The organism is Streptomyces sp. NPDC088817 (assembly GCF_044750345.1).
GTDB lineage: Bacteria > Actinomycetota > Actinomycetes > Streptomycetales > Streptomycetaceae > Streptomyces.
In genome coordinates, this window is record NZ_JBIVJN010000023.1 from 38388 (window position 1) to 60845 (window position 22458).

The window sequence follows — 22458 nt, forward strand, 5'->3', positions numbered from 1 at the left end:
CGGGAGGTGGCATATCCCTTCCCGCCCTTGGGCACTCGGGCATCGTCATCGAGAGGGGCGGACGGCCGAGGCCGCTGACCGCGCCACGGACCGTGACGATCACCGGCCGCGGACCCGGCCCCACGGATTCCGACGGTGGAGGAGAGCGTGATGGCGAGGAACACCGAGACCGGCAAGGTCACCGGCACCCTGGACAAGGACTACAACCTGCTCTGGTACGTCGAGGAGTGCCTGGGCAACGCGCTGCGTCTGGAGACCTACATCGACGACGCCGAGCGCGAGCACGACGCCGACCTGGTCGAACTCTTCCGCAAGGCGCAGGCCGACAGTCGCAAGGGCGCCGAGATGGGCAAGGAACTGCTCCGCGGCCGGCTCGCCGGCTGACCCCTGACCCCGTGACTCCCGCACCTGGGCAGCCGGCCGCGTCGAACGCGGCCGGCCTGGCAGCCGCCCTGCTCGCCGAGACCGACGCCGAGGTCCGCTTCGATGCCGGCAGCAGGGGCGCGTACGCCACCGACGGCTCCAACTACCGGCAGGTCCCGATCGGGGTCGTCGTCCCGCGCGACGTCGAGTCCGGTGCCCGGGCCGTCGAGGTGTGCGCGCGGTTCGGCGCCCCGGTCCTGTCCCGGGGCGGCGGGACCAGCCTGGCCGGTCAGGCGACCAACGCGGCGGTGGTCCTCGACTGGACGAAGTACTGCCACCGGCTCGTGTCAGTCGATCCCGGCGCCCGCACCTGCGTCGTGGAGCCAGGGATCGTCCTTGACGACCTCAACCGCCAACTGTCCGGCCACCGGCTTCAGTTCGGTCCCAAGCCGTCGACGTACACCCACTGTGCGCTGGGCGGCATGATCGGAAACAACTCCTGCGGCGCGTCCGCGCAGGCGTACGGCAAGACCGTGGACAACGTACGCCGCCTGGAGATCCTCACCTACGACGGCGCACGGATGTGGGTGGGGCCCACTCCGAAGGACGAGCGGGCGCGCATCGCGGCGGAGGGCGGCCGCAGAGCCGAGATCTACGCCGGCCTCGACCGCATCGTCACCGAGTACCTCGCGGACGTGCGGCAGGGCTACCCGGACATCCCGCGCCGCGTCTCCGGCTACAACCTGGACTCCCTGGGCCCGAACGTCTCGCGCAGCGCCCCGCGAAGCCGTCACGGGCCGGCGGGCGGGCGGCCACCGCCGTCGCCACCGCCGTCGCCGCCGCCCTCGCGGCCACCGCCGCGACAGTGGCCGGCCGCGGAGCGGTGCACCGCCTGCACTGCACCCCCTAGCCCCCGCACCACCCCGGACCGGAAAGGCTCCCCGTATGTCCCTCAAGGTCTCCGACTACCTCCTCCAGCGCCTGCGCGAGTGGGGGGTCGAGCACGTCTTCGCCTACCCCGGCGACGGCATCAACGGCCTGCTCGCCGCCTGGGGGCGGGCCGACAACCGGCCGAGGTTCATCCAGGCCCGCCACGAGGAGATGGCCGCCTTCGAAGCCGTCGGCTACGCCAAGTTCTCCGGCAACCCCGGTGTCTGCGCGGCCACTTCGGGACCCGGGGCCATCCACCTGCTCAACGGCCTGTACGACGCCAAACTGGACCACGTCCCCGTGGTCGCCGTCGTCGGCCAGACCAACCGCAGCGCCATGGGCGGCTCCTACCAGCAGGAGGTCGACCTGCTGACCCTCTACAAGGACGTCGCCTCCGACTTCTGCGAGATGGTCACCGTCCCCGAGCAACTGCCCAACGTGCTCGACCGCGCCATGCGCACCGCCATCGCCCGGCGTTCGGTGACGGCCGTCATCGTCCCCGCCGACGTGCAGGAACTCGACTACACACCGCCCGAGCACGCCTTCAAGATGGTGCCCTCCAGCCTGGGCCTGTCCCACTACGCGCCGGTGCCCTCCGAGGAGGCCCTCGCCCGGGCGGCGGAGGTCCTCAACTCCGGGACGAAGCCGGCGATCCTCGTCGGCCAGGGCGCCCGCGGCGCACGCCAGGAGGTCATGCGGGTCGCCGAACACCTCGGCGCCGGCGTCGCCAAGGCACTGCTGGGCAAGGACGCCCTCGACGACGAACTGCCCTACGTCACCGGCGCGATCGGGCTGCTGGGCACCCGCCCCTCGTACGAGATGATGCGGGACTGCGACACGCTCCTGGTCGTCGGCTCCAGCTTCCCGTACACGCAGTTCCTGCCCGAGTTCGGCCAGGCGCGGGCCGTGCAGATCGACATCGACCCCCACATGATCGGCCTGCGCTACCCCTTCGAGGTCAACCTGGTCGGGGACGCCGCCCTGACGCTGCGTCGGCTGCTGCCATCGCTCAAGGTGGCCCGGGAGCACGGCTGGCGCCAGAAGATCGAGCAGAACACCGCGGCCTGGTGGGAGGTCATGCGGCGGCGCGCCGCCGTCGAGGCCGATCCCGTCAACCCCGAGTACGTCGTCCACGCGCTGAACGACCTTCTCCCCGACAACGCCGTCCTGGCCGCGGACTCCGGGTCCGCCGCCAACTGGTACGCCCGCCACCTCAAGCTGCGCGGCGCCATGCGCGGTTCGCTCTCGGGCACCCTCGCGACTATGGGGCCCGGCGTGCCGTACGCCATCGGCGCCAAGTTCGCGCACGGCGACCGGCCGGCGATCGCCCTGGTGGGCGACGGGGCGATGCAGATGAACGGCATGGCCGAGCTGATCACCATCGCCAAGTACTGGCGGGACTGGGCCGATCCGCGACTGGTCGTCGCCGTCCTCAACAACCGGGACCTGAACCAGGTGACCTGGGAGATGCGCGCCATGGAGGGCGCACCGCAGTTCCTGCCGTCGCAGTCCATCCCCGACGTCGCCTACGCCGACTTCGCCCGCTCGCTCGGTCTGGAGGGCATCCGGATCGAGAAGCCCGGCGAGGTGACGGGGGCGTGGGAGGCCGCCCTCGCGGCGGACCGGCCCTGCGTGCTGGACTTCGTGACCGATCCGGCCGTACCGCCCATCCCGCCGCACGCCACTCTCCACCAGATCGAGGCCGCCGCGACCTCCGTCCTCAAGGGCGACAGCGACCGCGCGGCCGTGGTCCGCCAGGGCTTCAAGGCCAAGGTCCAGGAACTCCTCCCCACCCACCGCGACCGCGGCTCCCGCCCCCACACCGGCCACTGACAACAGGGCCGCCGCCCCACCGTGCAAGGAGCGCCCCGATGGTTGGTGACACGCTGCCGTATCCCCGGAACCGGGCGTCCGTGACCGGTGGAGCCGGTTTCCCCGGCCCCCACCTGTGCGAGCGGCCGGTGCCGCATGCCCCGGACCCCGGCGCCCTGCCGGCCGGTGTGCCCGCGCCGCGCGGTATCAGAGCGGAGGCCGCCCGTGTCCACTGAACCGCTCACCGCCACGACCCCCGGCACCGCTCCCGGACCCGATCCCCGGGTCACGGTGGCGGTGATCACCCGCGACCGGTGCGCCGGCGTGCTGCGCACCCTCGACGCGCTCGCCGCACTGCCCGAACGGCCACCGGTCGTCGTGGTCGACAACTCCGGCGGCGACAGCACCTGGAGAGCCGTACGGGGCCACCCGGCGATCACCCGCCTGCTGCGCCCCGACGCGAACGCCGGCGCCCTCGGCCGTAACCTCGCCGCCCGCCACGCCCGCACCCCCTACGTCGCCTTCAGCGACGACCACTCCTGGTGGACGGCCGGATCCCTGCGCCACGCGGCCGACCTCCTGGACCGGCATCCGCGCCTGGGCCTGCTCGCCGCCCGCACCCTGGTGGGCCACGAGGCCGCCGACGACCCGCTGAACGCCGTCCTCGCCACCTCGCCCCTGCCCTGCGAGCCGGACCTCCCCGGCCGCCCGGTGCTCGGCTTCCTCGGCTGCGCCTGCGTGGTGCGCCGGGAGGCCTTCCTGAGCGTCGGCGGCTACCACCCGCTGCTGTTCTTCGGCGGCGAGGAAACCCTGCTCGCCTACGACCTCGCCGCCGGCGGCTGGGGCGTCGTCTACGAGCCGGGCCTGCGCGCCTGCCACCACCCGGACCGGGGCGCACGCACGGGCCGCTCGGCGGTAGTCCGCCGCAACCAGGTGCTGACGACCTGCCTGCGCCGTCCCTGGCCCGTCGCCCTGCGGGCCGGCGCCGGTCTGGCCCTGGCCGCCGCCCTGGGCCGGCCCGGCGCCCGCCGGGCGTTCAAGGAGACCGCCGTCCGGCTGCCGGCCGCCGTCGCCCGGCGCCGCACCCTGCCGCCGCACGTCGAACGGGCCGCGCGCCTGCTGGACGGGCGGGCGCTCGGAGGAGGCGCCGGATGACCGAGCGCGGCCGGGACCGGACCGACGCCCGCACCACTGGGTGCGGCGCGAGCGTGAGCCCGTGCGCCGCCGCGGGTCAGCGGCCGGCGCCGAAGTCCTGCGTCCAGTAGTTGCCGGGCTGGGCGAGACCGACGCCGATCTCCTTGAAGGAGCAGTTGAGGATGTTCGCCTTGTGTCCGGCGCTGGACATCCAGCCCGCCATGACCTGCTCGGGGGTGGCGTAACCGTAGGCGACGTTCTCGCCGTAGCTCTGCCAGCCGTAGCCGGCCCGCGTGATCCGGTCGCCCGGGTTGGACCCGTCGGACCCGGTGTGCGACATGTTCTGGTGGGACGCCATGTCCTCGCTGTGCGCCTGGGCGGCCTTGGTCAGCTTGTCGTTCACGGTCAGGGCCGAGCAACCGACCTTGGCACGCTCGGAGTTGACGAGCTCCACGGCGCGGGCCGTGGCCTGGGACGAGGCAGAGGTGTCCTTGGACGCGGCCGGCTCGGAAGGCGCACTCGCGTCGGGCGCGCTCGGCTGGGTGGGCGCACCGGCGTCGGGCGCACTCGGCTGGGCAGGCGCACCGGCGTCAGGGGCACTCGGCTGCGCGGGGGCACCCGCGTCCGGCGCGCCCGGCTGGGCGGGGGCGGCCGGGTCGGCCTGGGACGCCGGTGCACCGGGGCCGGTCGGGAAGGAGTGGCCGTCGTGCCGGCCCCAGCCGGGACCGCCCGGCTGGAAGACGCCGAGACCGCCGGACCGGAGTCCACCGGCTCCACCCGGCCCGCTCCCGGCGCCGTGGGAGGGGCTGCCTCCGGGGGCGGACGGACCGCCGTTGCATGCCAGTGCGGTGGAAGGGACGGCGACGGCGCCCACGGCGACGGCGGCGACGACTATGCGCCGGTAGTGCTGCTGCTTGCGGTGCGTGCCCATGCGTTGACCTCGCTCGGGGTGGGGGGTCGTCATTCTTGGGACGCCTCCGCAAAGGGCGCAAAGGGCCCCTCGTACTACCCCACCTCGTACTTTCGCGAGACCCTTGCGAAAGCGAACGCGAGCGTGCTGTCGGCGGTTCCCGTGGACTCCCCGTTCCTGACGTGACGTCAGAAGGCCCTGACGGGAGTGGCACGAGCGGCGGTGGTGGGGGAGTCGCGCGCCGGAGGGCCCGTCGGGACGCACGCCCGCACGAAGGTGGACATGTCCCCTATGTCGCCGGAGTGGCATCTACTAGGCAGGATGCTTAGTTGCGGGATGGAGTGTGACGGATATCACGGAACCGCCGGTTCCGGGAGCCCGTCCCCACGCGATCTCGGCCACGGAGACACGGCAAGACTTTGACCCTTCGTTTTCTTGAGTCGTTCGTGTCTGGCGCGTAGGTTCGGCGCATGACCGGACCTCGGACCGAGGCCACCGCCGGTGAGCTGCGCGGCGCAGGACTGCGCGTGACCGCCGTGCGGGTGGCACTGCTCGAAACCGTACGGGCGGGTGATCACCTCGATGCCGAGGCGATCGCCTCCGGGGTGCGCGAACGCGTGGGTCACGTCTCCCTGCAGGCCGTCTACGAGGCGCTGCGCGCGCTCACCGCGGCGGGGCTCGTGCGCCGTATCGAACCGTCCGGCAGCCCGGCCCGATTCGAGGGGCGCGTCGGGGACAACCACCACCACGTCGTGTGCCGCTCGTGCGGTGCCGTCGCCGACGTCGACTGCGCCGTGGGCGACGCCCCCTGTCTGACCGCGTCCGAGGACCACGGCTTCTCGATCCACGAGGCCGAGGTCATCTACTGGGGCCTGTGCCCCGCCTGTTCCACCTCCGGCAGTACCTGAGCTCGCGATCCGCACAGTCCGGAAGGAAGACCATGTCCGAGAACCCCGATGCAATCGTCACCGACGCGAAGACGGAGGGCGCAGGCGGCTGCCCGGTCGCGCACGGCCGTGCGGCGCACCCCACCCAGGGCGGCGGGAACCGCCAGTGGTGGCCGGACCGCCTCAACCTGAAGATCCTCGCCAAGAACCCCGCGGTGGCCAACCCCCTCGGCGCGGACTTCGACTACGCCGAGGCGTTCCGGAGCCTCGACCTGCCCGCCGTCAAGCGGGACGTCGCCGAGGTGCTGACCACGTCGCAGGACTGGTGGCCCGCGGACTTCGGCCACTACGGCCCCTTCATCATCCGGATGGCCTGGCACAGCGCCGGCACCTACCGGATCAGCGACGGCCGGGGCGGCGCGGGCGCCGGCCAGCAGCGTTTCGCGCCGCTCAACAGCTGGCCGGACAACGGCAACCTGGACAAGGCCCGCCGCCTGCTGTGGCCGGTGAAGAAGAAGTACGGCCGGAGCCTCTCCTGGGCCGACCTGATGATCCTCGCGGGCAACGTCGCCCTGGAGTCGATGGGCTTCAAGACCTTCGGCTTCGCCGGTGGCCGCGAGGACGTGTGGGAGCCCGAGGAGGACGTCTACTGGGGCCCCGAGACCACCTGGCTCGGCGACGAGCGCTACACCGGCGACCGCGAGTTGGAGAACCCGCTCGGCGCGGTCCAGATGGGCCTGATCTACGTCAACCCGGAGGGTCCGAACGGCAACCCGGACCCGCTCGCCGCGGCCCGCGACGTCCGTGAGACGTTCCGCCGGATGGCGATGAACGACGAGGAGACGGTCGCCCTGATCGCGGGTGGCCACACCTTCGGCAAGACCCACGGCGCGGGCCCCGCCGACCACGTCGGCCCCGCCCCCGAGGGCGCCACGATGGAGGAGCAGGGCCTGGGCTGGCGCAGCACCTACGGCACCGGCAAGGGCGGCGACGCGATCACCAGCGGCCTGGAGGGCATCTGGACGGACACGCCGACGACCTGGGACAACAGCTTCTTCCAGATCCTGTTCGGCTACGAGTGGGAGCTGTTCAAGAGCCCCGCCGGCGCCCACCAGTGGCGGCCGAAGGACGGCGCGGGCGCGGGCACCGTCCCCGACGCCCACGACCCGGCCAGGCGGCACGCCCCCACGATGCTCACCACGGACCTCTCCCTGCGGGTCGACCCGGCCTACGAGCCGATCTCCCGGCGCTTCATGGAGAATCCGGAGGAGTTCGCGGACGCCTTCGCGCGCGCCTGGTTCAAGCTGACCCACCGCGACATGGGCCCGGCCGTGCGTTACCTCGGCCCGGAGGTCCCCGCCGAGACGCTGATCTGGCAGGACCCGCTGCCCGAGGCGGACCACGAGCAGATCGACGCCGCGGACGCCGCCGAGCTCACGACCAAGGTCCTCGACTCGGGCCTGTCGACGGCGCAGCTCGTGTCCACCGCCTGGGCGTCGGCCTCCACCTTCCGTGGCAGCGACAAGCGCGGCGGCGCCAACGGCGCCCGCATCCGGCTCCAGCCGCAGAGCGGCTGGGAGGTCAACGACCCCGACGAGCTGGCGACGGTGCTGCGCACCCTGGAGCAGGTCCAGGAGTCCTTCAACGCCGCCCAGGGCGGCGGCAAGCGGGTCTCGCTGGCCGACCTGATCGTGCTCGCCGGCGGCGCGGCCGTCGAGCGGGCCGCCGGCGAGGCCGGCTTCGACGTGAAGGTGCCCTTCACCCCGGGCCGCGTGGACGCCTCGCAGGAGGAGACCGACACGGAGTCCTTCGCCGCGCTCGAACCCACCGCCGACGGTTTCCGCAACCACCTCGGGAAGGGCAACCGGCTGCCGGCCGAGTACCTGCTGCTCGACCGCGCGAACCTGCTCACCCTGAGCGCCCCCGAGATGACGGTCCTCGTCGGTGGCCTGCGCGCCCTGGGCGCCACGTACAACGGGTCGCGGCTCGGTGTGTTCACCGAGACGCCCGGCGTGCTGACGAACGACTTCTTCGTCAACCTGCTCGACCTGGGCACGACGTGGCACGCGGTGTCCGAGGACGCCGGCACCTTCGAGGGCCGTGACGCCGCCACCGGCGAGGTCAGGTGGACGGGCAGCCGTGCCGACCTGGTCTTCGGATCCAACTCCGAGCTGCGCGCGCTCGCGGAGGTCTACGCGAGCGACGACGCGAAGGAGCAGTTCGTCCAGGACTTCGTCGCGGCGTGGGTCAAGGTCATGAACCTCGACCGGTTCGACCTCGTCTGACCGCGGAACCCGATCGCGGGTGATGACAACCGAACACATCTGATCACGCCCCGTATCGGCTGATCATGGCGTCGAGGCCGGCCGGCCCGCTCCGGCCGGCCTCGACGCGTGTTCGCCTCCCTGGATCGCGGAATCTTGTTTCGTCCTACACCTAAGTGCATAATGCAGTTATGCATAAGCGGGTTATGGACCCAGCGGGCCCCGAGGCGTCGCCCGAGGACCTGATGATCGCCGTCGAGCAGATGGTCCGGTACGTGCGCCGCAGCGCCACCGCCGGCGGACTGAGCACGGCCGCCTCCTCGGCGCTGTCCCGGCTCGGCCGCGAGGGCCCGTACCGGCTGACCGAGCTGGCGCGGGCCGAGAGCGTGTCCCAGCCCAACATGACCCAGCTCGTGACCCGCCTGGAGCGGGCGGGCCTGGTACGTCGTACCGCGGACCACAGCGACGGCCGGGGCGTTCTCGTGGAGGCCACCGATGCCGGTCTCGAGGTCTTCCGGCAGCGCCGCTCGGAACGTGCCCTGGCCCTCCAGCAGCTCATCGAGGAACTGCCCGAGGCCGAACAGCGCGCGGTGCGTGTCGCGCTGCCGGCCCTGGCCCGCGTCATCGAGAACCGCCAGGCCGGCTCCTGACCCGCCCACGCCACCGCCGACCACCCCAGCCCGTCCCACAGGAGAGGCGCACATGAGTGCACCGCACGCCAAGTCCGCCGGCCACGGAAAGGCCGCCAGTCCTTTCAAACAACCCAAGGCCGTCTGGGCCGTCGCGTTCGCCTGCGTCATCTCGTTCATGGGCATCGGCCTGGTCGACCCGATCCTGCCCGCCCTGGCCCAGAGCCTGCACGCCTCGCCCAGCCAGGTCTCCCTGCTGTTCAGCAGCTACCTGATCGTCACCGCGGTCGCGATGCTGATCGTCGGCTGGTTCTCCAGCCGCTTCGGGGCCAAGCGCACCCTCGTCACCGGCCTGGCCATCATCGTCGTCTTCGCCGCGCTGGCCGGAACGTCGGGCTCCATCGACGGCATCGTCGGCTTCCGCGCCGGCTGGGGACTGGGCAACGCCCTGTTCATCGCCACCTCGCTGGCCGTCATCGTCGCCTCGGCCAGCGGCGGCTTCGGCGGCGCGATCATCCTCTACGAGACCGCGCTCGGCCTCGGCATCGCCGTGGGCCCGCTGCTCGGCGGCGAACTGGGCGCCATCAGCTGGCGCGGCCCCTTCTTCGGCGTCGCCGTCCTCATGGCCATCGCCCTCGTGGCCACCCTGGCCTTCGTCCCGAACCTGCCGAAGCCCGAACGCCGCACCTCGCCGCTCGCCCCGCTCAAGGCACTGCGCCACCGCGGCCTGCTGACCATGGGCATCATGGCCCTGCTCTACAACTGGGGCTTCTTCACCATGCTCGGCTACGCGCCGTACCCGATGGAGCTGGACGCCCACCAGCTCGGGCTGGTCTTCACCGGCTGGGGCCTGCTCGTGGCCGCCTTCAGCGTCTTCTTCGCCCCGCGCCTCCAGGCCCGCTACGGCACCGCCCCCGTGCTCTACGCCAACCTGGCCTGCCTGAGCGTCGTGATGGCCGTCATAGCCACCGGTGTCGCCACCCCGACCGTCGTCATCGTCGCGGTCATCGCCAGCGGCGCCTTCATCGGCATCAACAACACCCTGACCACCCAGGCCGTCATGCTCGTCTCCCCGGTCGAGCGGCCCGTCGCCTCCTCCGCGTACGGCTTCCTGAGGTTCATCGGCGGCGGTCTTGCCCCCTACGTCGCCGGCAAGCTCGCCGACGCCACCGACCTGAGCGTCCCGTTCTACCTCGGCGCCGCCACCTTCCTCCTCGCCATACCCGTGCTGGCCTGCGGCCACCGGCTGCTGCGGCAGGCCGAGACGCGCGACGAAGGGGAGTCCGTCACGCCGACGTTCACGCCCGTCGGCCCCGCACCGTCCACCGGCACGCCGCCCGTGGTCGTCGCCGTCGGAGCCCACGAAGGCGCCGCAGTGATCGTCGACGCCGCGGCGCGGCTCGCCCGGGAGTCCGGCAGCCCCCTGGAGGTCGTGCACGTCCAGCAGACCGCCGTCGTCGAGGAACAGACGGCCGACGCCGAGGACCTGGAGCAGGCCCGCGCCACCGTCACCGCCCACCTCGACCGCCTCGCCGCCCACGGCGTCGTCGCGCGGGGCCAGATCCTCGGCAGCGTCGGCGACCACGCGGCGGCCGGCCGCGCCCTGGCCCGGCACGCCGCCGAGGTGGGCGCGCGTGCCGTGGCGGTGGGCCGCTCGCCGCGCGGCCCGCTGGCCCAGTTCGCCGACGGCAGTCTCACCGCCGCCCTGACCCACGCCGCCACCTGCACGGTGGTCCTGGTCGACCCCGGCAGCGAGCCCCGGCCGCTGACCGCGGCCACGCTGTCCGAGCTGCGCGGCGCCGCGAGCTGACCGCCCACCACACGCGCGGGGACCGCGGGGCGGACGTCCGCCCCGCGGTCCCCGCGCGTGTGGTGGGCGCTACCGCTCGCGGGACCCGCCCTGCGCGCGCGAGCGGGGATCGACGGCCACGGATCCCGCGGTGACCTCCTCCGGGTCGGGTTCCCCCTGGCCGCGCCGGTCGCCGAGGAGCAGGTCGCCGTACAGGTCCTCGAGCCAGGAGGTCTGGTAGATCGTGTCGAGGTAGCGCTCCCCGAGGTCCGGGGCGATCGCCACGGCGGTCAGATCGCGGGCGTCGTTGCGCGACAGCCACTCCACCGCCCCGCTGACCACCGTCCCGGTGGATCCGCCGAAGAGGAAGCCGCGCCGGGCCAGCCGGTGACAGGCGCGGATGGTGTCGGCCTCCTCGACCCGGATCACCTCGTCGACGAAGGACTCGTCGAGCAACGGCGGGCGCATGCTCATCCCCAGTCCGGGGATCATCCGCCTGCCCGGCTTGCCGCCGAAGGCGACCGAGCCGACGGTGTCCACCGCGACGACCCGCACCGGCCGGTGCCACTCGCGGAAGAAGCGGGCGCAGCCCATCAGCGTGCCCGTGGTGCCCGCGCCGACGAACAGCACGTCGAGACGCGGGAACTGACGGGCGATCTCCGGACCCGTCCTGCGGTAGTGGGCCCCCCAGTTGTTCGGGTTGGTGTACTGGCTGAGCCACACGTACCGCTCGTCGGAGGCGCACAGCGCGCGGACGTAGTCGATCCGGGCGCCGAGGAACCCGCCGTTGGCGTCCAGGTCGGCGATGACGTGCACCTCGCTGCCCAGCGCCTCCATCAGTAGCCGGGCGGACAGGTTGCAGCGGGAGTCCGTCACGCAGAGGAACCGGTAGCCCTTGCTGGCGGCGATCATGCTGAGCGCCACACCGAGGTTGCCCGACGAGGACTCGATGAGGGTCGAGCTGGGTGTCAGGAGGCCGTCCCGCTCCGCGGCCTCCACCATCTCTGTCGCGGCCTTCATCTTGATCGAGCCGGCGAAGTTGAAGCCCTCGCACTTCAGGTAGAGCGAGCGCCCGAATATCGACCGGAGATCAACGTAGAGTTGGCCTTCGTTGAAGGCGTGAGGGGCTGATATGACGGGCACGCTGGCCTCCTGATGCCTGAGCCGAGGGAAGGAACGTTCAGCCGTACCGGCGCAGCTCGTGGAAGAAGTCGTCGATGACGTGCAGGTCTCCGGCGCGGGCCACCTCGTCGTAGACGTACTTGCCGACCGCGAGGTCGAGGACCCCCAGGCCGAACGGTGAGAAGATCACCGGCCGGTCGGTGGGCGGGGCGACCCGGCCGGTCATGACGTCGTCGAGGGTGCCGTTCAGGAAGTCCCGGCCGCCGGTGAGCTGCTCGGCCAGGTGCGGCGAGGTGTCGGCCTTCAGACAGTGCTCGACGTCGTCGACGAAGTTGGCCGCCGAGAGCAGCACCTGCGGGGCGAGGTCGCGCAGCGACACGTGCAGGACGACCGGGTGGTGGGTGAACCAGGCCGGGTCGGTGACGTGCGGCTCGCCGGCGATCGTCGCGAAGACCACCAGGTCGCTGGAGCGGATCAGGTCCTCGGCGCTCTCGTGGACGGTGATCTCCGGGGCCTCGCCCTCCGCGCCGGACTGGCGCAGATAGCCGCAGAACCCGGCGGCGCTGTCGGCGGACAGGTCGTACACGCCGACGCTGTCGAAGCCGAAGCCGTTGCCCGTCAGGAAGGTGTGGATGTAGCGCGCGATCAGACCGGTGCCGAAGAAGCCGACCCGGGTGGGGCGGGGCCGGTTGCGGGTGAGCCAGTCGGCGGCGAGCGCCGCGGACGCGGCGGTCCTGGTGGCGCTGATGATGGAGCTCTCCAGGCAGGCGATGGGGTAGCCGGTGTCGTGGTCGTTGAGGATCAGGACCGCCGAGGCCCGGGGGAGTCCCGCGCCGACGTTGTCCGGGAAGCTGGAGATCCACTTGAGTCCGTCCACGCCCGCCGGGCCGCCGACGGAGGCAGGCAGCGCGATGATCCGCGACGTGGGGCGGTCGGAGAAGCGCAGGAAGTACGACGGCGGGTTCACCGTGCTGCCGGACCCGTGCAGCCGGTACGTCGCCTCGACCAGTTCGGTGAGCTGCTTCTCGCGGCCTTCGAGTGCGTGCCGTACCTGGGCGCCGGAGATCACGGCGAAGGTGGGCACGGAGGCCGGCCGGGAGGCGGTGCGGCCGGTGGCGGGGGAGGTCACGGAGGTCATCGCCGGTTTCCCTTCGTGGTCGGGCCGTACTCGGCCAGGCGCTGGGGCTCGGCCATGGCGACGAGTACCTGCCGGTCACCGGTGAAGGCCTCTCTGCTGTGCGCGGTGCGTATGTTGTCGACCAGCAGCAGGTCGCCGGACTGCCAGGGTTCGCGGCGGGTGTGCGCCTCGTAGGTCTCGTTGAGCAGCTGGATCACCTCCTCGCCGATCGGTCCGCCGTCGCCGAAGCGGGTGTTGAACGGCAGCCCGTCCGCGCCGTACTCGTCCACCAGGTACTCGCGCACCTCCGGGGCCAGCGTCCACTCGTTGAGGAAGGCGATCTGGTTGAACCAGCAGCGCCGGCCGGTGACCGGGTGCCGCACCACGGCGCAGCGGCGCTGCCGGGTGCGCAGTCCGCCGTCGGGCTGCCAGGAGAACTCGATGGCGTGGGCGCGGCAGTAGTTCTCGACGGTCTCGCGGTCGTCGGTGCCGAACGACTCCGCCAGGGACGCCCCGATCTCGTCGTTGTAGCTGCGGGTGAGCAGCCAGCCCTCGCGCTCGAAACGCTCGGTCAGTCCGGCGGGCAGCGCGTTCAGGACGGCCTCCGCGTCGGCCACCGCGGTCGCCCCGCCCTCGGCGGGCGCGGTCGGGCACGCGAACAGCATCAGGCCGGGCACCTTCAGCGCGTAACTCAGCTCGTGGTGCATGCACATGGGCTGGTTGGCGGGCCAGGCGGTGGAGGAGTACAGACCGGGGCCGTAGGACTCGCGGGGGGCGAAGGCCTCCCGCTCCGGCATGAGGGGGCCGGCCAGTTCCGTGAAGACGGAGGATATGTGCTCCGCCTCCCGCAGTCCCAGGCCGCGCACGAACAGTGCTCCGTGCTCGGCGACCTGCGCCCGCAGTGCCTCGCGGTGCTCGGCCGCCCATCCGGTCGCGTCCGGGGGGGTGTCGACGCGCAGGACGGGCGGTCTGTCCGGGCGCAGCTCCACCTCCAGCACCGAAGCCGGGGATGAGAACGACATCTCGGTTTCCTTTCGTTCGTCACCAGCGAGGCTCGAAGACGGCGCCTCGGCGGTGTTCAGGAGGAGGCCAGCAGTCCGGCGGCGTCCAGTACGGCCGCCGCCGCGGCGGCCGGGCAGGTGCGGGGGAAGTAGTGGCCGCCGTCGGTGAGTTCCCGCAGGTCCACCTGTTCGGCCAGCAGCTCCCAGTCCCGCCAGTGGTCCCGGAAGCCCGCGGTGCTCGGGTCGTCGTCGGCGACGACCACGGTGACCGGCGCGGCCAGTCGCACCGCGGGTGGGCTGTCCAGGGCGTCGGCGAAGCAGCGGTGCGCCGCGACGCAGTCGTGCCGGTAGGCGGCCCCGACCCGTCCGGCGTGCTCGGCGTTCAGCTCGCCGAGTTCCAGGTAGCCGCCGTCCGTACCGAGCCGGGCGGCGATCTCGGCGTCGTCGCGCTCGGTCAACTCGGCAGCGGCGGCACGTCGTTCGGCGGCGGTGCCGAGCAACTGGGCACCGAGGAACACCCGTGTCACCTCGACCCCGAGCGCGGAGAGTCTCCGGGCGGTCAGCAGGGCGGGCGCGGTCCCGGAGGAATGGCCCCACAGCATGACCTGCTTCAGGCCGCGCCCGGCGATCTCGGCGGCGACCCGCTCCACCACCTGTTCCAGCGGTGCGAACGGCTCCTCGCCGGCGGCCAGGTCGTGACCGGGCAGGTCCACCGCGAGGACGGCGACGCCGCTTCCGGACAGGGCGCCCGCCAGCGGCTGGAAGTTGACCGCGTTGCCGCCCGCGTGCGGGAAGCACACCAGCGCGCACGCGGGGGTGTCCTCGTCCGCCGACAGCGGCTGGAGCAGCCCCGGCTGCTGCCGGTCCGTGCCGTCGAGGCACGCGGCGAGTTCGGCGAGCACCGGATGGCGGGTGATGTCCTTGAGGGACACCTCGCGGTTCAGGGCGATGGTGAGCTTCACCGCCGACAGGGAGGTACCGCCGAGGTCGAAGAAGTGGTCCAGCCGTCCGATCGTCCGCCCGGGCAGGCCCAGCAGCTCCGCCCACGCGGCCGCCAGCCGCCGCTCGGTCGGGGTGCGCGGGGCGTCCTCGGTCTCCCCGGTACCGGCCTGCTCCGCCGCGGGCGCGCTGCGTTCGGCCAGCGCGGTCAGCGCCTTGCGGTCGATCTTGCCGTTGCCGGTCAGCGGCAGCGCGTCCTGCCAGTGGAAGGCCGACGGGACCATGTACGCGGGCAGCGCGGCACCGAGAGCCTTGCGCAACTCCTCGGGCTGGAGCCGCCGGCCGGTGTGGAAGGCGATCAGATGTGTGCTGCGGCCCGCGAGTTCGGCGACGACCACCGCGCCGTCCCGGACCCCGGGAACGCGCAGCAGGGTGTTCTCGATCTCCCCGATCTCGATGCGGAACCCGCGGATCTTGACCTGGCTGTCCCGGCGGCCGAGGAACTCCAGCTTCCCGCCCGGGTGCCAGCGGCCCCAGTCGCCCGCCAGATACAGCCGCTCGCCCGGCCGGTGCGGATCCTCGCGGTAGGCCTCACGGGTCCGCTCGGGATCGTTGACGTATCCGCGTCCCACGCACACGCCGGAGAAGGCGATCAGTCCGGGCGCGCCGAGCGGCACCGGCGCGAGGTGCTCGTCGACGACGTAGACGCGCACGTTGTTGACCGGGCGTCCCAGCAGCACCCGTTCCGGCACCGCGTCCATGACCTCGTGGTTGGTGTCGTCCGAAGTCTCCGTCAGCCCGTAGGCGTTGACCAGTTTGATGCCGGGCTGAAGGGCGAACCAGCGCTGGACGAGCTCCCGCTTCAGCGCCTCGCCGGTCACCGACACGCAGGCCAGGTCGGGCAGTTCGCGGGGGTGCCGTTCCAGGTAGGTGGCCACCACCTCCAGATAGGAGGGGACGACCTGCGCCACGGCGACCCGGCCGCGCACGAGCGTGTCCAGGAAGCGCTCCACGTCCACGACGGCGTCCTGCTCGACCAGCAGGGTCCGCCCGCCCACCAGGAGCCCGGCCAGCAGCTGCCACAGCGAGATGTCGAAGCACTGCGGAGCCGTCTGCGCCACCACCCGCCCGGGGCCGATCCCCAGGTCGTCGATCTTGGCGTACAGGTGGTTGAGCATCCCCGCGTGCTCGCACATCGCTCCCTTGGGCTCACCGGTGGAGCCGGAGGTGAAGTAGATGTACGCCAACTGGCCGGGGGATACCTCCACTTGGAGGTCGTCGTCCGCGTGCCGCTCCGCGTACGCCGTCTCGATCAACAGCTTCTCGGTCTCCGACGGCAGCGCGGCCCGCGCCTCGTCCAGGGTGGCGCTGCTGCCCGGCTCGGTCAGCACCAGCCGGCAGCCGGCCCGCGCGAGCGTCGCCTCGATCCGCCCGGCCGGGAAGTGCGGCTCGATCGGCAGGTAGGCACCCCCGGCCTTGAACACCGCCAGGACCGCCGCCAGCCAGTCGAGATTGCGTTCGGTGACCACGGCCACCACGTCCTCCCGGCGCAGACCGCGCGCCAGCAGGGCACGGGCCAGCCGATTGGCCCGTGCGTTCAGCTCCCCGTACGTCCACGACCGCTCGCCGTGCACCGCGGCCACCGCCTCGGGGTGGGCACGTACCCGCTCCTCGAAGAGTTCGTGCGCCCGCGCGGACGGCAGTTCCCGGTGCGGCCCGGCCAGCCCCTCCAGCTGGTCGCGCCGCTCCTCGGGCGACAGCAGGCTCTCCCGGGTGTGCTCGGTGTCCACGTCGGAGGTCATCAGGCGCAGCGCGGTCAGGTGGTAGCCGCAGATCCGGGCCGCGGCGCCGGCGTCGAGCGCGTCCGTGCGGTACCGCAGCCGTGCCGTGAGCAGCCCGTCCGGCTCGCCGAACGCCACCCGCAGCACCGCCTCGGCGGGCAGGGCACCCGCTCCGGTGCCGCCCCCGGTGTCCGCCGGGTCGAAGACGACCTCGAACGGCGGCCCCGAGAGCCCCAGCTCCCGGCGCAGCTCGTCCACGGGGAAGTCGCGGTGCGCGAGCAGGTCCGCCGCGACGCGGTGGGCTTCGAGCACCAGCCGGCGCCAGGACGACGGCGCGACGGCCAGCCGGCAGGGCAGTGGGCCGCAGTCCGGGCCCGGGACATGGCCGGTCACCACGTCCGGCTCACCGGACAGCACGGCCAGCACCTTGGCGTGCGCGGCCAGCAGGACCGCGCCGGGCGGCACCTCCAGCTCCGCCGCCAGGGCGCGCACCGCCCGCGCCGTCCCGGCCGGCACGATCTGCTCGTGCTCGGCCTCACCGGTCACCGGCTCGCCTGCCCACCGCGGAACGGCGGTGAAGCCGCCGGCGGTCAGCACCTCGCTCCAGAACTCCCTGTCCGCTGCCACGAGCGCTCCCATTGACTGGCCCTTCCTCACTTCGCCGTCGGCGCGGCGGGGTTTCCGCCCCATTCCGCGTTCGCAGGAACTTCCTCGCCCTTCATGAGGAAGGAATCGGGCGCCAGTACGGCCCCGTCGCCCAACGTCACGCCGTAGTGCACGTGGGCGCCGACCCCGAGCGTGCAGTCGGAGCCGAGCATGGTGCGGTCCGACTTGAAGGTGCCGTCCTCCTGCGAGTGGCACTGGATCTTGCTGCCCGCGTTCAGCACGCAGTCGTCACCGATGACGGTGAGCGTCCGCTCCGTGATGTAGCAGCCGTCGTCGAAGACCCGGCGGCCGACGCGCACGCCCATCAGGCGCCAGACGAGAGCCTTGAACGGGGTCCCGTTGAACACCTCGAGCCATTCGTCCGGCACCTTCCACAGCCGCTCGTGCCACCAGAAGTACGGGTCGTAGATGGAGCACAGGCGGGGGCTCAGGTCACGGAAGACGGCGATGACCCGCTCCACCAGGATGAAGTAGCCGGCCGTGAGGGTCAGGGTGAGCGCCAGATAGCCGGCGATCACCACGTGGCCCAGCGTGCCGTACAGGTCGACGCAGGCCAGGCCGAGTCCCGTGAGCACGGCGGCGAGCACCCAGCGCAGCAGCAGGAAGAGCGCCATGGAGCGGAGGTTGTAGCGGTTCTTCGCGGCGAGGCTGCGGTGCAGGGCGTCGCCCGTCCTGAGGTGGTCGAAGCGGGTGTCGCGCTCCACCGAACGGGGGATCTCGAAGCACGGTGAGCCGAGCAGCCCGACCCCTTCGCGCAGTTCGCCGTCGAGGGGGACCATCACCTTCGTCGCGAGCAGGCAGTTGTCGCCCGTCCTGGCCCCCGCCGGATAGGCGATGTTGTTGCCCAGGAAGTTGCGCGCGCCGATCGACGCCCGGCTCACCTTGAAGGACGTGCTGGAGTATTCCGCGTTGATGACGGAGAGCCCGTCGGCCACCATCGTGCCGCTGCCGACGGACACCAGGTACGGCGTCTCGTGCTGCACCTCGGTGCCGAAGTTCGAGCCGGTCTGCTCCACCTGGGACAGGTCGTATCCGAGCCGGCGCAGGTAGGGGACGATGTACGAGCTGTCGCCGAAGAGCCAGGGGAAGAACTTGATGTTCGTCAGGCCGCCCACCGTCCGGTGCAGCGCGTACTGGAAGCCGTAGAGCGGATAGACCCGGTCGGGCTTGACGGCCAGGCTCAGCAGCCGGGGCACCGTGAACAGCACGGCCAGGCCCACGACGAGCCCGCCGAAGAACAGCACGGCGGACACGACCAGGGTGTCGGTGAGGAACTCCGGCACCGTGGACAGGCTCGTCCCCGCGTCCAGGCGGTCGCGCAGCGCCGGCACCTGCGAGAACAGTATGTAGACGCCACCGACGGCGAGCGGCAGGTACAGCAGGAAGAGCTGGAGCAGGGAGGTCAGTGCGAAGACCGCCCGCCGCAGGGTGCCGCACCGGGCCGGTTCGACCCTGATGTGGTCGACCGAGGTGGGCTGCGCCGGGGAGCCGTGCCGGCGTTCGCCGGCCGGCACGTGCTGGCCCCGGTACAGGGCGGAGGAGTGGCCGAGCTGTGAGCCGTCGCCCATCGAGGTGTCGATGTCGAGCACCGACTTCTCGCCGATGAAGACGTCCCGGCCGAGGTCGATCCGGCCGGTCTGGATGTGCCCGGCGTGCGCGCGGTAGCAGAGGAAGAAGGTGTCCTTGCGGATCACCGTGCCCGCGCCGATGGTGAGCAGGTCGGTGCAGACCGGCACGGAGTGGGAGAGGATCGTGACGTCCCGGCCGATCCGCGCGCCCAGGGCCCGCAGGTACATCACGTACACCGGATTTCCGATGAAGAGAACCATCGGATTCGCGTGCAGGAGCACCTTGATGATCCAGAAGCGGAGATAGGCCGCACTCCACACCGGGAATTCTCCCGCTTTCCAGCGGCCGACGAGAATCCACTTCGCCGCGACCGGGAAGAGGCACAGAAGGATGAATCCGCCGGTCCCGAAGAGCAATGACCGCAGATAGATGTCGACGAGGCCCGACCCCGAGGCGACCCACTCGTACGCCCGGGCGGTGAACATTCCGACGAGAACCGAATACCCGAGGAAAATGACCAATTGGGCCGCTCCGCACAGCACGTAGCGCACCGTGCTCGGTGCCGTCCCGGCCGGTGCGGGCGTCTCGCCCGCGGGTGCCGCCGGTGCCGCCGTCGCGGGTGTGCCGACGGGGTCCGGAGCAGCGACCGCGAGTGCTTGCGCCAGGCTGCGGACCGTGGGGTTGCGGTAGATGTCCCTCATGGACACCGACGGCAGATCGGATCTCTTCCGGACCCGTGCGCAGAACTGCGCCATGACAAGGGAGTTGGCGCCCAGGTCGTCGAAGAAGTGACCGTCGGGCGGGACGTGTTCGGCGTGTACGACGTCCGCCAGGATTCCGGCGAGTTCCCTTTCGGTCTCCGTCGCCGCCGGGATGGTGCCTGCGTGCCCGGCGATCACGGGTTCGTCCGGTCCGGGCATCAAGATGTCGGCAGACTTCTCCACCATGCGAGCTCCCTGAAGGAAAGGTCGAAAACCATCGGCCAGCGGTGCCCGGTCTCCGGGACCGTGCGTTTTCGCCTGATCACGAAACCATGGCTCAGTCTTGTTCGGCCGCCGCGGGGTTGCCACTCGGATCGGGTGGCGCCGAGGCGGCCGGAGCGTTCTGCGAGCCGCTATTCCTCGGTTCTTCGCACTGCCCGGATGAGTAATCTCACCCGTATGGGGGTTCACTCTCCAGGGGGACACGGCCCGCGGTCCGCCACCTCGCGCCGCGTGCCGGGGCGCGGCGGCCGGTGTCCCGCACCGCGCCGAGTGGCCTCGGTCCGCACCGGCGCGCAGACTGACGGTGAGGCGGTGCCGCCCGGGAGCGGGCGGTAACGCCGGGCCGCCCTGTCCGGGGCCGTGCCGGGCGTTCGCCGGACCGTTCGTCGAGGGGGCCGATATGGCCGTGGAAATCCCGCCCCTGCTCAGACCCTCACGGTTCAGGAGCCGTGCGGGCCTCGGGGGCGAATGCATGGCAGAGTTCCTGGGGACGCTGGTCCTCATCGCCTTCGGGTGCGGCTCGGTGGCGATGACGGTCGCGGCGCTGCCCGGTTCGGGTCGCACGTCGGGGCCCACGACGTTCTTCCTCGGCGCCGCCGACTGGCTGGTGATCGGCTGGGGATGGGCCTTCGCGGTGGCCTTCGGCGTGTACGTGGCCGGCGGCGTCAGCGGGGCGCACATCAACCCCGCGGTGACGCTGGCGTTCGCGGTGCGCCGCAAGTTCCCCTGGGCGAAGGTGGTTCCGTACTGGATCGCGCAGGTGGCGGGCGCCTTCGTCGGGGCCGCCCTGGTGTACGCCGTCTACCACGATGCGATCAACACCTTCGACAGCATCTCGAAGCCGCCGAAGACGCACGGGCACACCCTCGCCACCTTCTCGATCTTCGCGACCTTCCCCGCGCCCTACTTCCACGGCGGTTACTGGGGGCCCCTCGTGGACCAGATCGTCGGCACCGCCTTCCTGGTCATGCTGATCGCGGCGGTGATCGACCTGCGCAACACGGCGGTGAAGGCCAACCTCGGACCGCTGGTCATCGGTTTCGTGGTGGCCGCCATCGGCATCTCCTTCGGCGCGAACGCCGGGTACGCCATCAACCCTGCCCGTGACTTCGGGCCGCGCCTTTTCACGTTCTTCGCGGGATGGGGAGACCTGGCTCTACCCGGCAGTCTGGCGGGGTCGTTCAGCCACTACTGGTGGATCCCGATCGTCGGGCCGCTGATCGGCGGGGTCGTCGGTGTCCTCGTCTACGACCTGTTCATCGGCGACGTGCTGCACGCGCGCGCCAAACAGGGCGAGTTGCCGGAGCCCGGACGCGCCCGCCCGGCCGAGGAGAACGGCCCGTAGCCGCTGCCGCCGCCGGACGGACGCGTCCGCCTCACTGACGACCCGTCAGGAATAGGTCCAGCGCCAGGCGTTGGACCGGTACGAGCACGTGATCCGTGTGCCGCTCGCGGTGGTGGTGCTGGCTCCGTGGTCGCCGTTGCGGCAGTACTGCCCCGCCTGGTAGCAGTTGCCGGCGTTGGAGCGGATCGAGCAGGTGCCGGCCGCGCTGCCGCCGCCACCGCCGCTGCGGGTGGTCCCGGTTCCGGCGGCAGCGACCGACTTGGTGACGGTGACCGTCGGACCGGGCGTCCTGACGGTCTCGGTGGCGGTGACCGTCGCGGTGGGCGCGGGTGTGACGGTCTCGGTGGCCGTGACGGTGGCTGTGGCCGTGACGGTCACGCTGGGCTGCGGTTTCGCGGCCTCGCCGTCCGACTGTCCGCAGCCGAAGGCTCCCACGGCGAGCAGGGTGATGCTCGCCGCCCGTGCGAGTCCGCGCCGGTGCGATGGACGGATGCCGGATCTGCCGCGCGGTCGCGGCTGGTCGTGCTGGTTCATGGTCCCCCCTGGGGCCGGTACGAGGACGGGCCGGCTCAGCCGTGGTAGCGGATGTAGCCGTCGCCGTCGCGGTCGTCGCGGGCCTTCGTGTAGGAGTGGACGTCGGCCGGGGCACCGGAGGGCTTGATCAGGTGGATGGTGTCCTTGTCGTTGTTCCAGAGGAAGTTGCAGTTCTGGCGGTAGACGACGTTCTTGGCGTCGGAGTCCGTGCCCTTGCCGCCGCGCAGCTTCACGTAGTCGCCGGGCTCGAGGTAGTGGTTGGCGCGGAACGTGAACCGGTTGCCGGAGGCGTCCTTGACCACGTAACCCTTGAGGTTGACCGTCGCCGTGCGCGAGTAGTTCTTGATCGTCAGGTACTCGTCCTTGGTGTTGCCGGTGCGGCAGTTGTTGGAGTCCCGCCCGGGCGCGTCGTACTGGACGCCCTTCACCTTGAGCGCGGACGAGTATTCGGCGGCCTGCGCCGGAGCCGCGCCGACGGCGGCGACGGTCCCGGCCGCGGCGGCCACGGCCAGCACGGAGCGTATTCGCATGAGGTTCCCCCCTCAGTGGAGCCAATGGAGCGTCAGGAGCATACACAGGAAGTGAGGATGAGATGACAGGAAGGTGGAGAAAGTGTGAAGGCGGCCGTGTCTCCCCGACACGTGAGCCGCCCTCACCATCCCCGTGCGGCCGGGCCGACCGGC

At 71.8% G+C, this 22458-nt stretch carries 17 protein-coding genes and 1 pseudogene; 10 read left to right on the forward strand and 8 right to left on the reverse strand.

The genetic code is table 11. The features are described 5' to 3' along the window. Positions 1-150 precede the first annotated feature (150 nt). The 5 genes and pseudogenes from ACIP4X_RS32520 (at position 151) to ACIP4X_RS32540 (ending at position 4260) form a co-directional block, all read left to right on the forward strand. Entirely contained in the window at positions 151-384 is a 234-nt protein-coding gene (locus ACIP4X_RS32520) for a hypothetical protein (protein ID WP_100567552.1), read from the forward strand. Positions 385-395: 11 nt separating this feature from the next. Further along, positions 396-1169, forward strand: a pseudogene (locus ACIP4X_RS32525) (FAD-binding oxidoreductase); the annotation flags it as partial. Between the two features lie 139 nt (positions 1170-1308). After that, positions 1309-3126, forward strand: coding sequence for a thiamine pyrophosphate-requiring protein (locus ACIP4X_RS32530; protein ID WP_391454775.1), 1818 nt, complete (start codon positions 1309-1311; stop codon positions 3124-3126). 38 nt (positions 3127-3164) lie between these two features. Continuing rightward, positions 3165-3341, forward strand: a complete 177-nt coding sequence (locus ACIP4X_RS32535) for a hypothetical protein (RefSeq protein WP_391454923.1) — start codon at positions 3165-3167, stop codon at positions 3339-3341. Beyond that, on the forward strand, positions 3331-4260 hold the full coding sequence (locus ACIP4X_RS32540) for a glycosyltransferase (protein WP_391454774.1): 930 nt from the start codon (positions 3331-3333) through the stop codon (positions 4258-4260). Before ACIP4X_RS32535 ends, ACIP4X_RS32540 begins: the two co-directional genes overlap by 11 nt. Before the next feature lie 76 nt (positions 4261-4336). On the opposite strand, the gene ACIP4X_RS32545 is transcribed toward ACIP4X_RS32540, so the two are convergent. Next, the gene (locus ACIP4X_RS32545) at positions 4337-5203 is read right to left on the reverse strand and encodes a CAP domain-containing protein (RefSeq protein WP_391454773.1); all 867 of its coding nucleotides are present in this window, start codon (positions 5201-5203) and stop codon (positions 4337-4339) included. Positions 5204-5619: 416 nt separating this feature from the next. On the opposite strand from ACIP4X_RS32545, the gene ACIP4X_RS32550 reads away from it, so the two are divergent. The 4 genes from ACIP4X_RS32550 to ACIP4X_RS32565 all read left to right on the forward strand — a co-directional run bounded on the left by ACIP4X_RS32550 (position 5620) and on the right by ACIP4X_RS32565 (position 10739). Next, positions 5620-6057, forward strand: coding sequence for a Fur family transcriptional regulator (locus tag ACIP4X_RS32550; protein WP_358732952.1), 438 nt, complete (start codon positions 5620-5622; stop codon positions 6055-6057). A 32-nt stretch (positions 6058-6089) separates the two neighbouring features. Continuing rightward, a complete protein-coding gene (gene katG / locus ACIP4X_RS32555) occupies positions 6090-8321 on the forward strand; it encodes a catalase/peroxidase HPI (protein ID WP_391454772.1) in 2232 nt (743 codons plus the stop codon). A 170-nt stretch (positions 8322-8491) separates the two neighbouring features. Beyond that, complete coding sequence (locus ACIP4X_RS32560) at positions 8492-8950, forward strand: MarR family winged helix-turn-helix transcriptional regulator (RefSeq protein ID WP_401351794.1); 459 nt, start codon at positions 8492-8494, stop codon at positions 8948-8950. Positions 8951-9002: 52 nt separating this feature from the next. After that, positions 9003-10739 (forward strand): MFS transporter, encoded by a 1737-nt coding sequence (locus ACIP4X_RS32565; protein ID WP_391454771.1) that lies wholly within the window; start codon positions 9003-9005, stop codon positions 10737-10739. Between the two features lie 69 nt (positions 10740-10808). On the opposite strand, the gene sbnA is transcribed toward ACIP4X_RS32565, so the two are convergent. Genes sbnA through ACIP4X_RS32590 form a run of 5 tightly spaced genes read right to left on the reverse strand, consistent with a single transcriptional unit; the run spans position 10809 to position 19860 of the window. Next, complete coding sequence (gene sbnA, locus ACIP4X_RS32570; RefSeq protein WP_391454770.1) at positions 10809-11861, reverse strand: 2,3-diaminopropionate biosynthesis protein SbnA; 1053 nt, start codon at positions 11859-11861, stop codon at positions 10809-10811. A 37-nt stretch (positions 11862-11898) separates the two neighbouring features. Continuing rightward, entirely contained in the window at positions 11899-12978 is a 1080-nt protein-coding gene (gene sbnB, locus ACIP4X_RS32575; protein ID WP_391454769.1) for a 2,3-diaminopropionate biosynthesis protein SbnB, read from the reverse strand. Beyond that, the gene (locus ACIP4X_RS32580) at positions 12975-13979 is read right to left on the reverse strand and encodes a TauD/TfdA family dioxygenase (RefSeq protein ID WP_391454768.1); all 1005 of its coding nucleotides are present in this window, start codon (positions 13977-13979) and stop codon (positions 12975-12977) included. The genes sbnB and ACIP4X_RS32580 overlap by 4 nt, the downstream gene beginning before the upstream one ends. Before the next feature lie 56 nt (positions 13980-14035). Continuing rightward, positions 14036-17317: an amino acid adenylation domain-containing protein gene (locus ACIP4X_RS32585; protein WP_391454767.1), complete on the reverse strand. Its 3282-nt coding sequence runs from the start codon at positions 17315-17317 to the stop codon at positions 14036-14038. A 14-nt stretch (positions 17318-17331) separates the two neighbouring features. After that, on the reverse strand, positions 17332-19860 hold the full coding sequence (locus tag ACIP4X_RS32590; RefSeq protein WP_358732968.1) for a Pls/PosA family non-ribosomal peptide synthetase: 2529 nt from the start codon (positions 19858-19860) through the stop codon (positions 17332-17334). Between the two features lie 436 nt (positions 19861-20296). On the opposite strand from ACIP4X_RS32590, the gene ACIP4X_RS32595 reads away from it, so the two are divergent. Then, the gene (locus ACIP4X_RS32595) at positions 20297-21241 is read left to right on the forward strand and encodes an MIP/aquaporin family protein (protein ID WP_358732970.1); all 945 of its coding nucleotides are present in this window, start codon (positions 20297-20299) and stop codon (positions 21239-21241) included. A 45-nt stretch (positions 21242-21286) separates the two neighbouring features. Here the strand turns inward: ACIP4X_RS32595 and ACIP4X_RS32600 are convergent, their stop codons facing one another. Beyond that, complete coding sequence (locus tag ACIP4X_RS32600) at positions 21287-21775, reverse strand: hypothetical protein (RefSeq protein ID WP_358732972.1); 489 nt, start codon at positions 21773-21775, stop codon at positions 21287-21289. Between the two features lie 35 nt (positions 21776-21810). Then, positions 21811-22305: a lamin tail domain-containing protein gene (locus ACIP4X_RS32605; protein WP_358732973.1), complete on the reverse strand. Its 495-nt coding sequence runs from the start codon at positions 22303-22305 to the stop codon at positions 21811-21813. Between the last annotated feature and the right edge of the window lie 153 nt (positions 22306-22458).

Coding starts and splice junctions, on each gene's coding strand:
- ACIP4X_RS32520 (WP_100567552.1), top strand. CDS start 151: ATGGCGAGGAACACCGAGACCGGCAAGGTCACCGGCACCCTGGACAAG.
- ACIP4X_RS32590 (WP_358732968.1), bottom strand. CDS start 19,860: ATGGTGGAGAAGTCTGCCGACATCTTGATGCCCGGACCGGACGAACCC.
- ACIP4X_RS32580 (WP_391454768.1), bottom strand. CDS start 13,979: ATGTCGTTCTCATCCCCGGCTTCGGTGCTGGAGGTGGAGCTGCGCCCG.
- ACIP4X_RS32600 (WP_358732972.1), bottom strand. CDS start 21,775: ATGAACCAGCACGACCAGCCGCGACCGCGCGGCAGATCCGGCATCCGT.
- ACIP4X_RS32545 (WP_391454773.1), bottom strand. CDS start 5,203: ATGACGACCCCCCACCCCGAGCGAGGTCAACGCATGGGCACGCACCGC.
- ACIP4X_RS32550 (WP_358732952.1), top strand. CDS start 5,620: ATGACCGGACCTCGGACCGAGGCCACCGCCGGTGAGCTGCGCGGCGCA.
- ACIP4X_RS32585 (WP_391454767.1), bottom strand. CDS start 17,317: ATGGGAGCGCTCGTGGCAGCGGACAGGGAGTTCTGGAGCGAGGTGCTG.
- ACIP4X_RS32595 (WP_358732970.1), top strand. CDS start 20,297: ATGGCCGTGGAAATCCCGCCCCTGCTCAGACCCTCACGGTTCAGGAGC.
- ACIP4X_RS32560 (WP_401351794.1), top strand. CDS start 8,492: ATGCATAAGCGGGTTATGGACCCAGCGGGCCCCGAGGCGTCGCCCGAG.
- ACIP4X_RS32530 (WP_391454775.1), top strand. CDS start 1,309: ATGTCCCTCAAGGTCTCCGACTACCTCCTCCAGCGCCTGCGCGAGTGG.
- katG (WP_391454772.1), top strand. CDS start 6,090: ATGTCCGAGAACCCCGATGCAATCGTCACCGACGCGAAGACGGAGGGC.
- ACIP4X_RS32605 (WP_358732973.1), bottom strand. CDS start 22,305: ATGCGAATACGCTCCGTGCTGGCCGTGGCCGCCGCGGCCGGGACCGTC.
- sbnB (WP_391454769.1), bottom strand. CDS start 12,978: ATGACCTCCGTGACCTCCCCCGCCACCGGCCGCACCGCCTCCCGGCCG.
- ACIP4X_RS32565 (WP_391454771.1), top strand. CDS start 9,003: ATGAGTGCACCGCACGCCAAGTCCGCCGGCCACGGAAAGGCCGCCAGT.
- ACIP4X_RS32535 (WP_391454923.1), top strand. CDS start 3,165: ATGGTTGGTGACACGCTGCCGTATCCCCGGAACCGGGCGTCCGTGACC.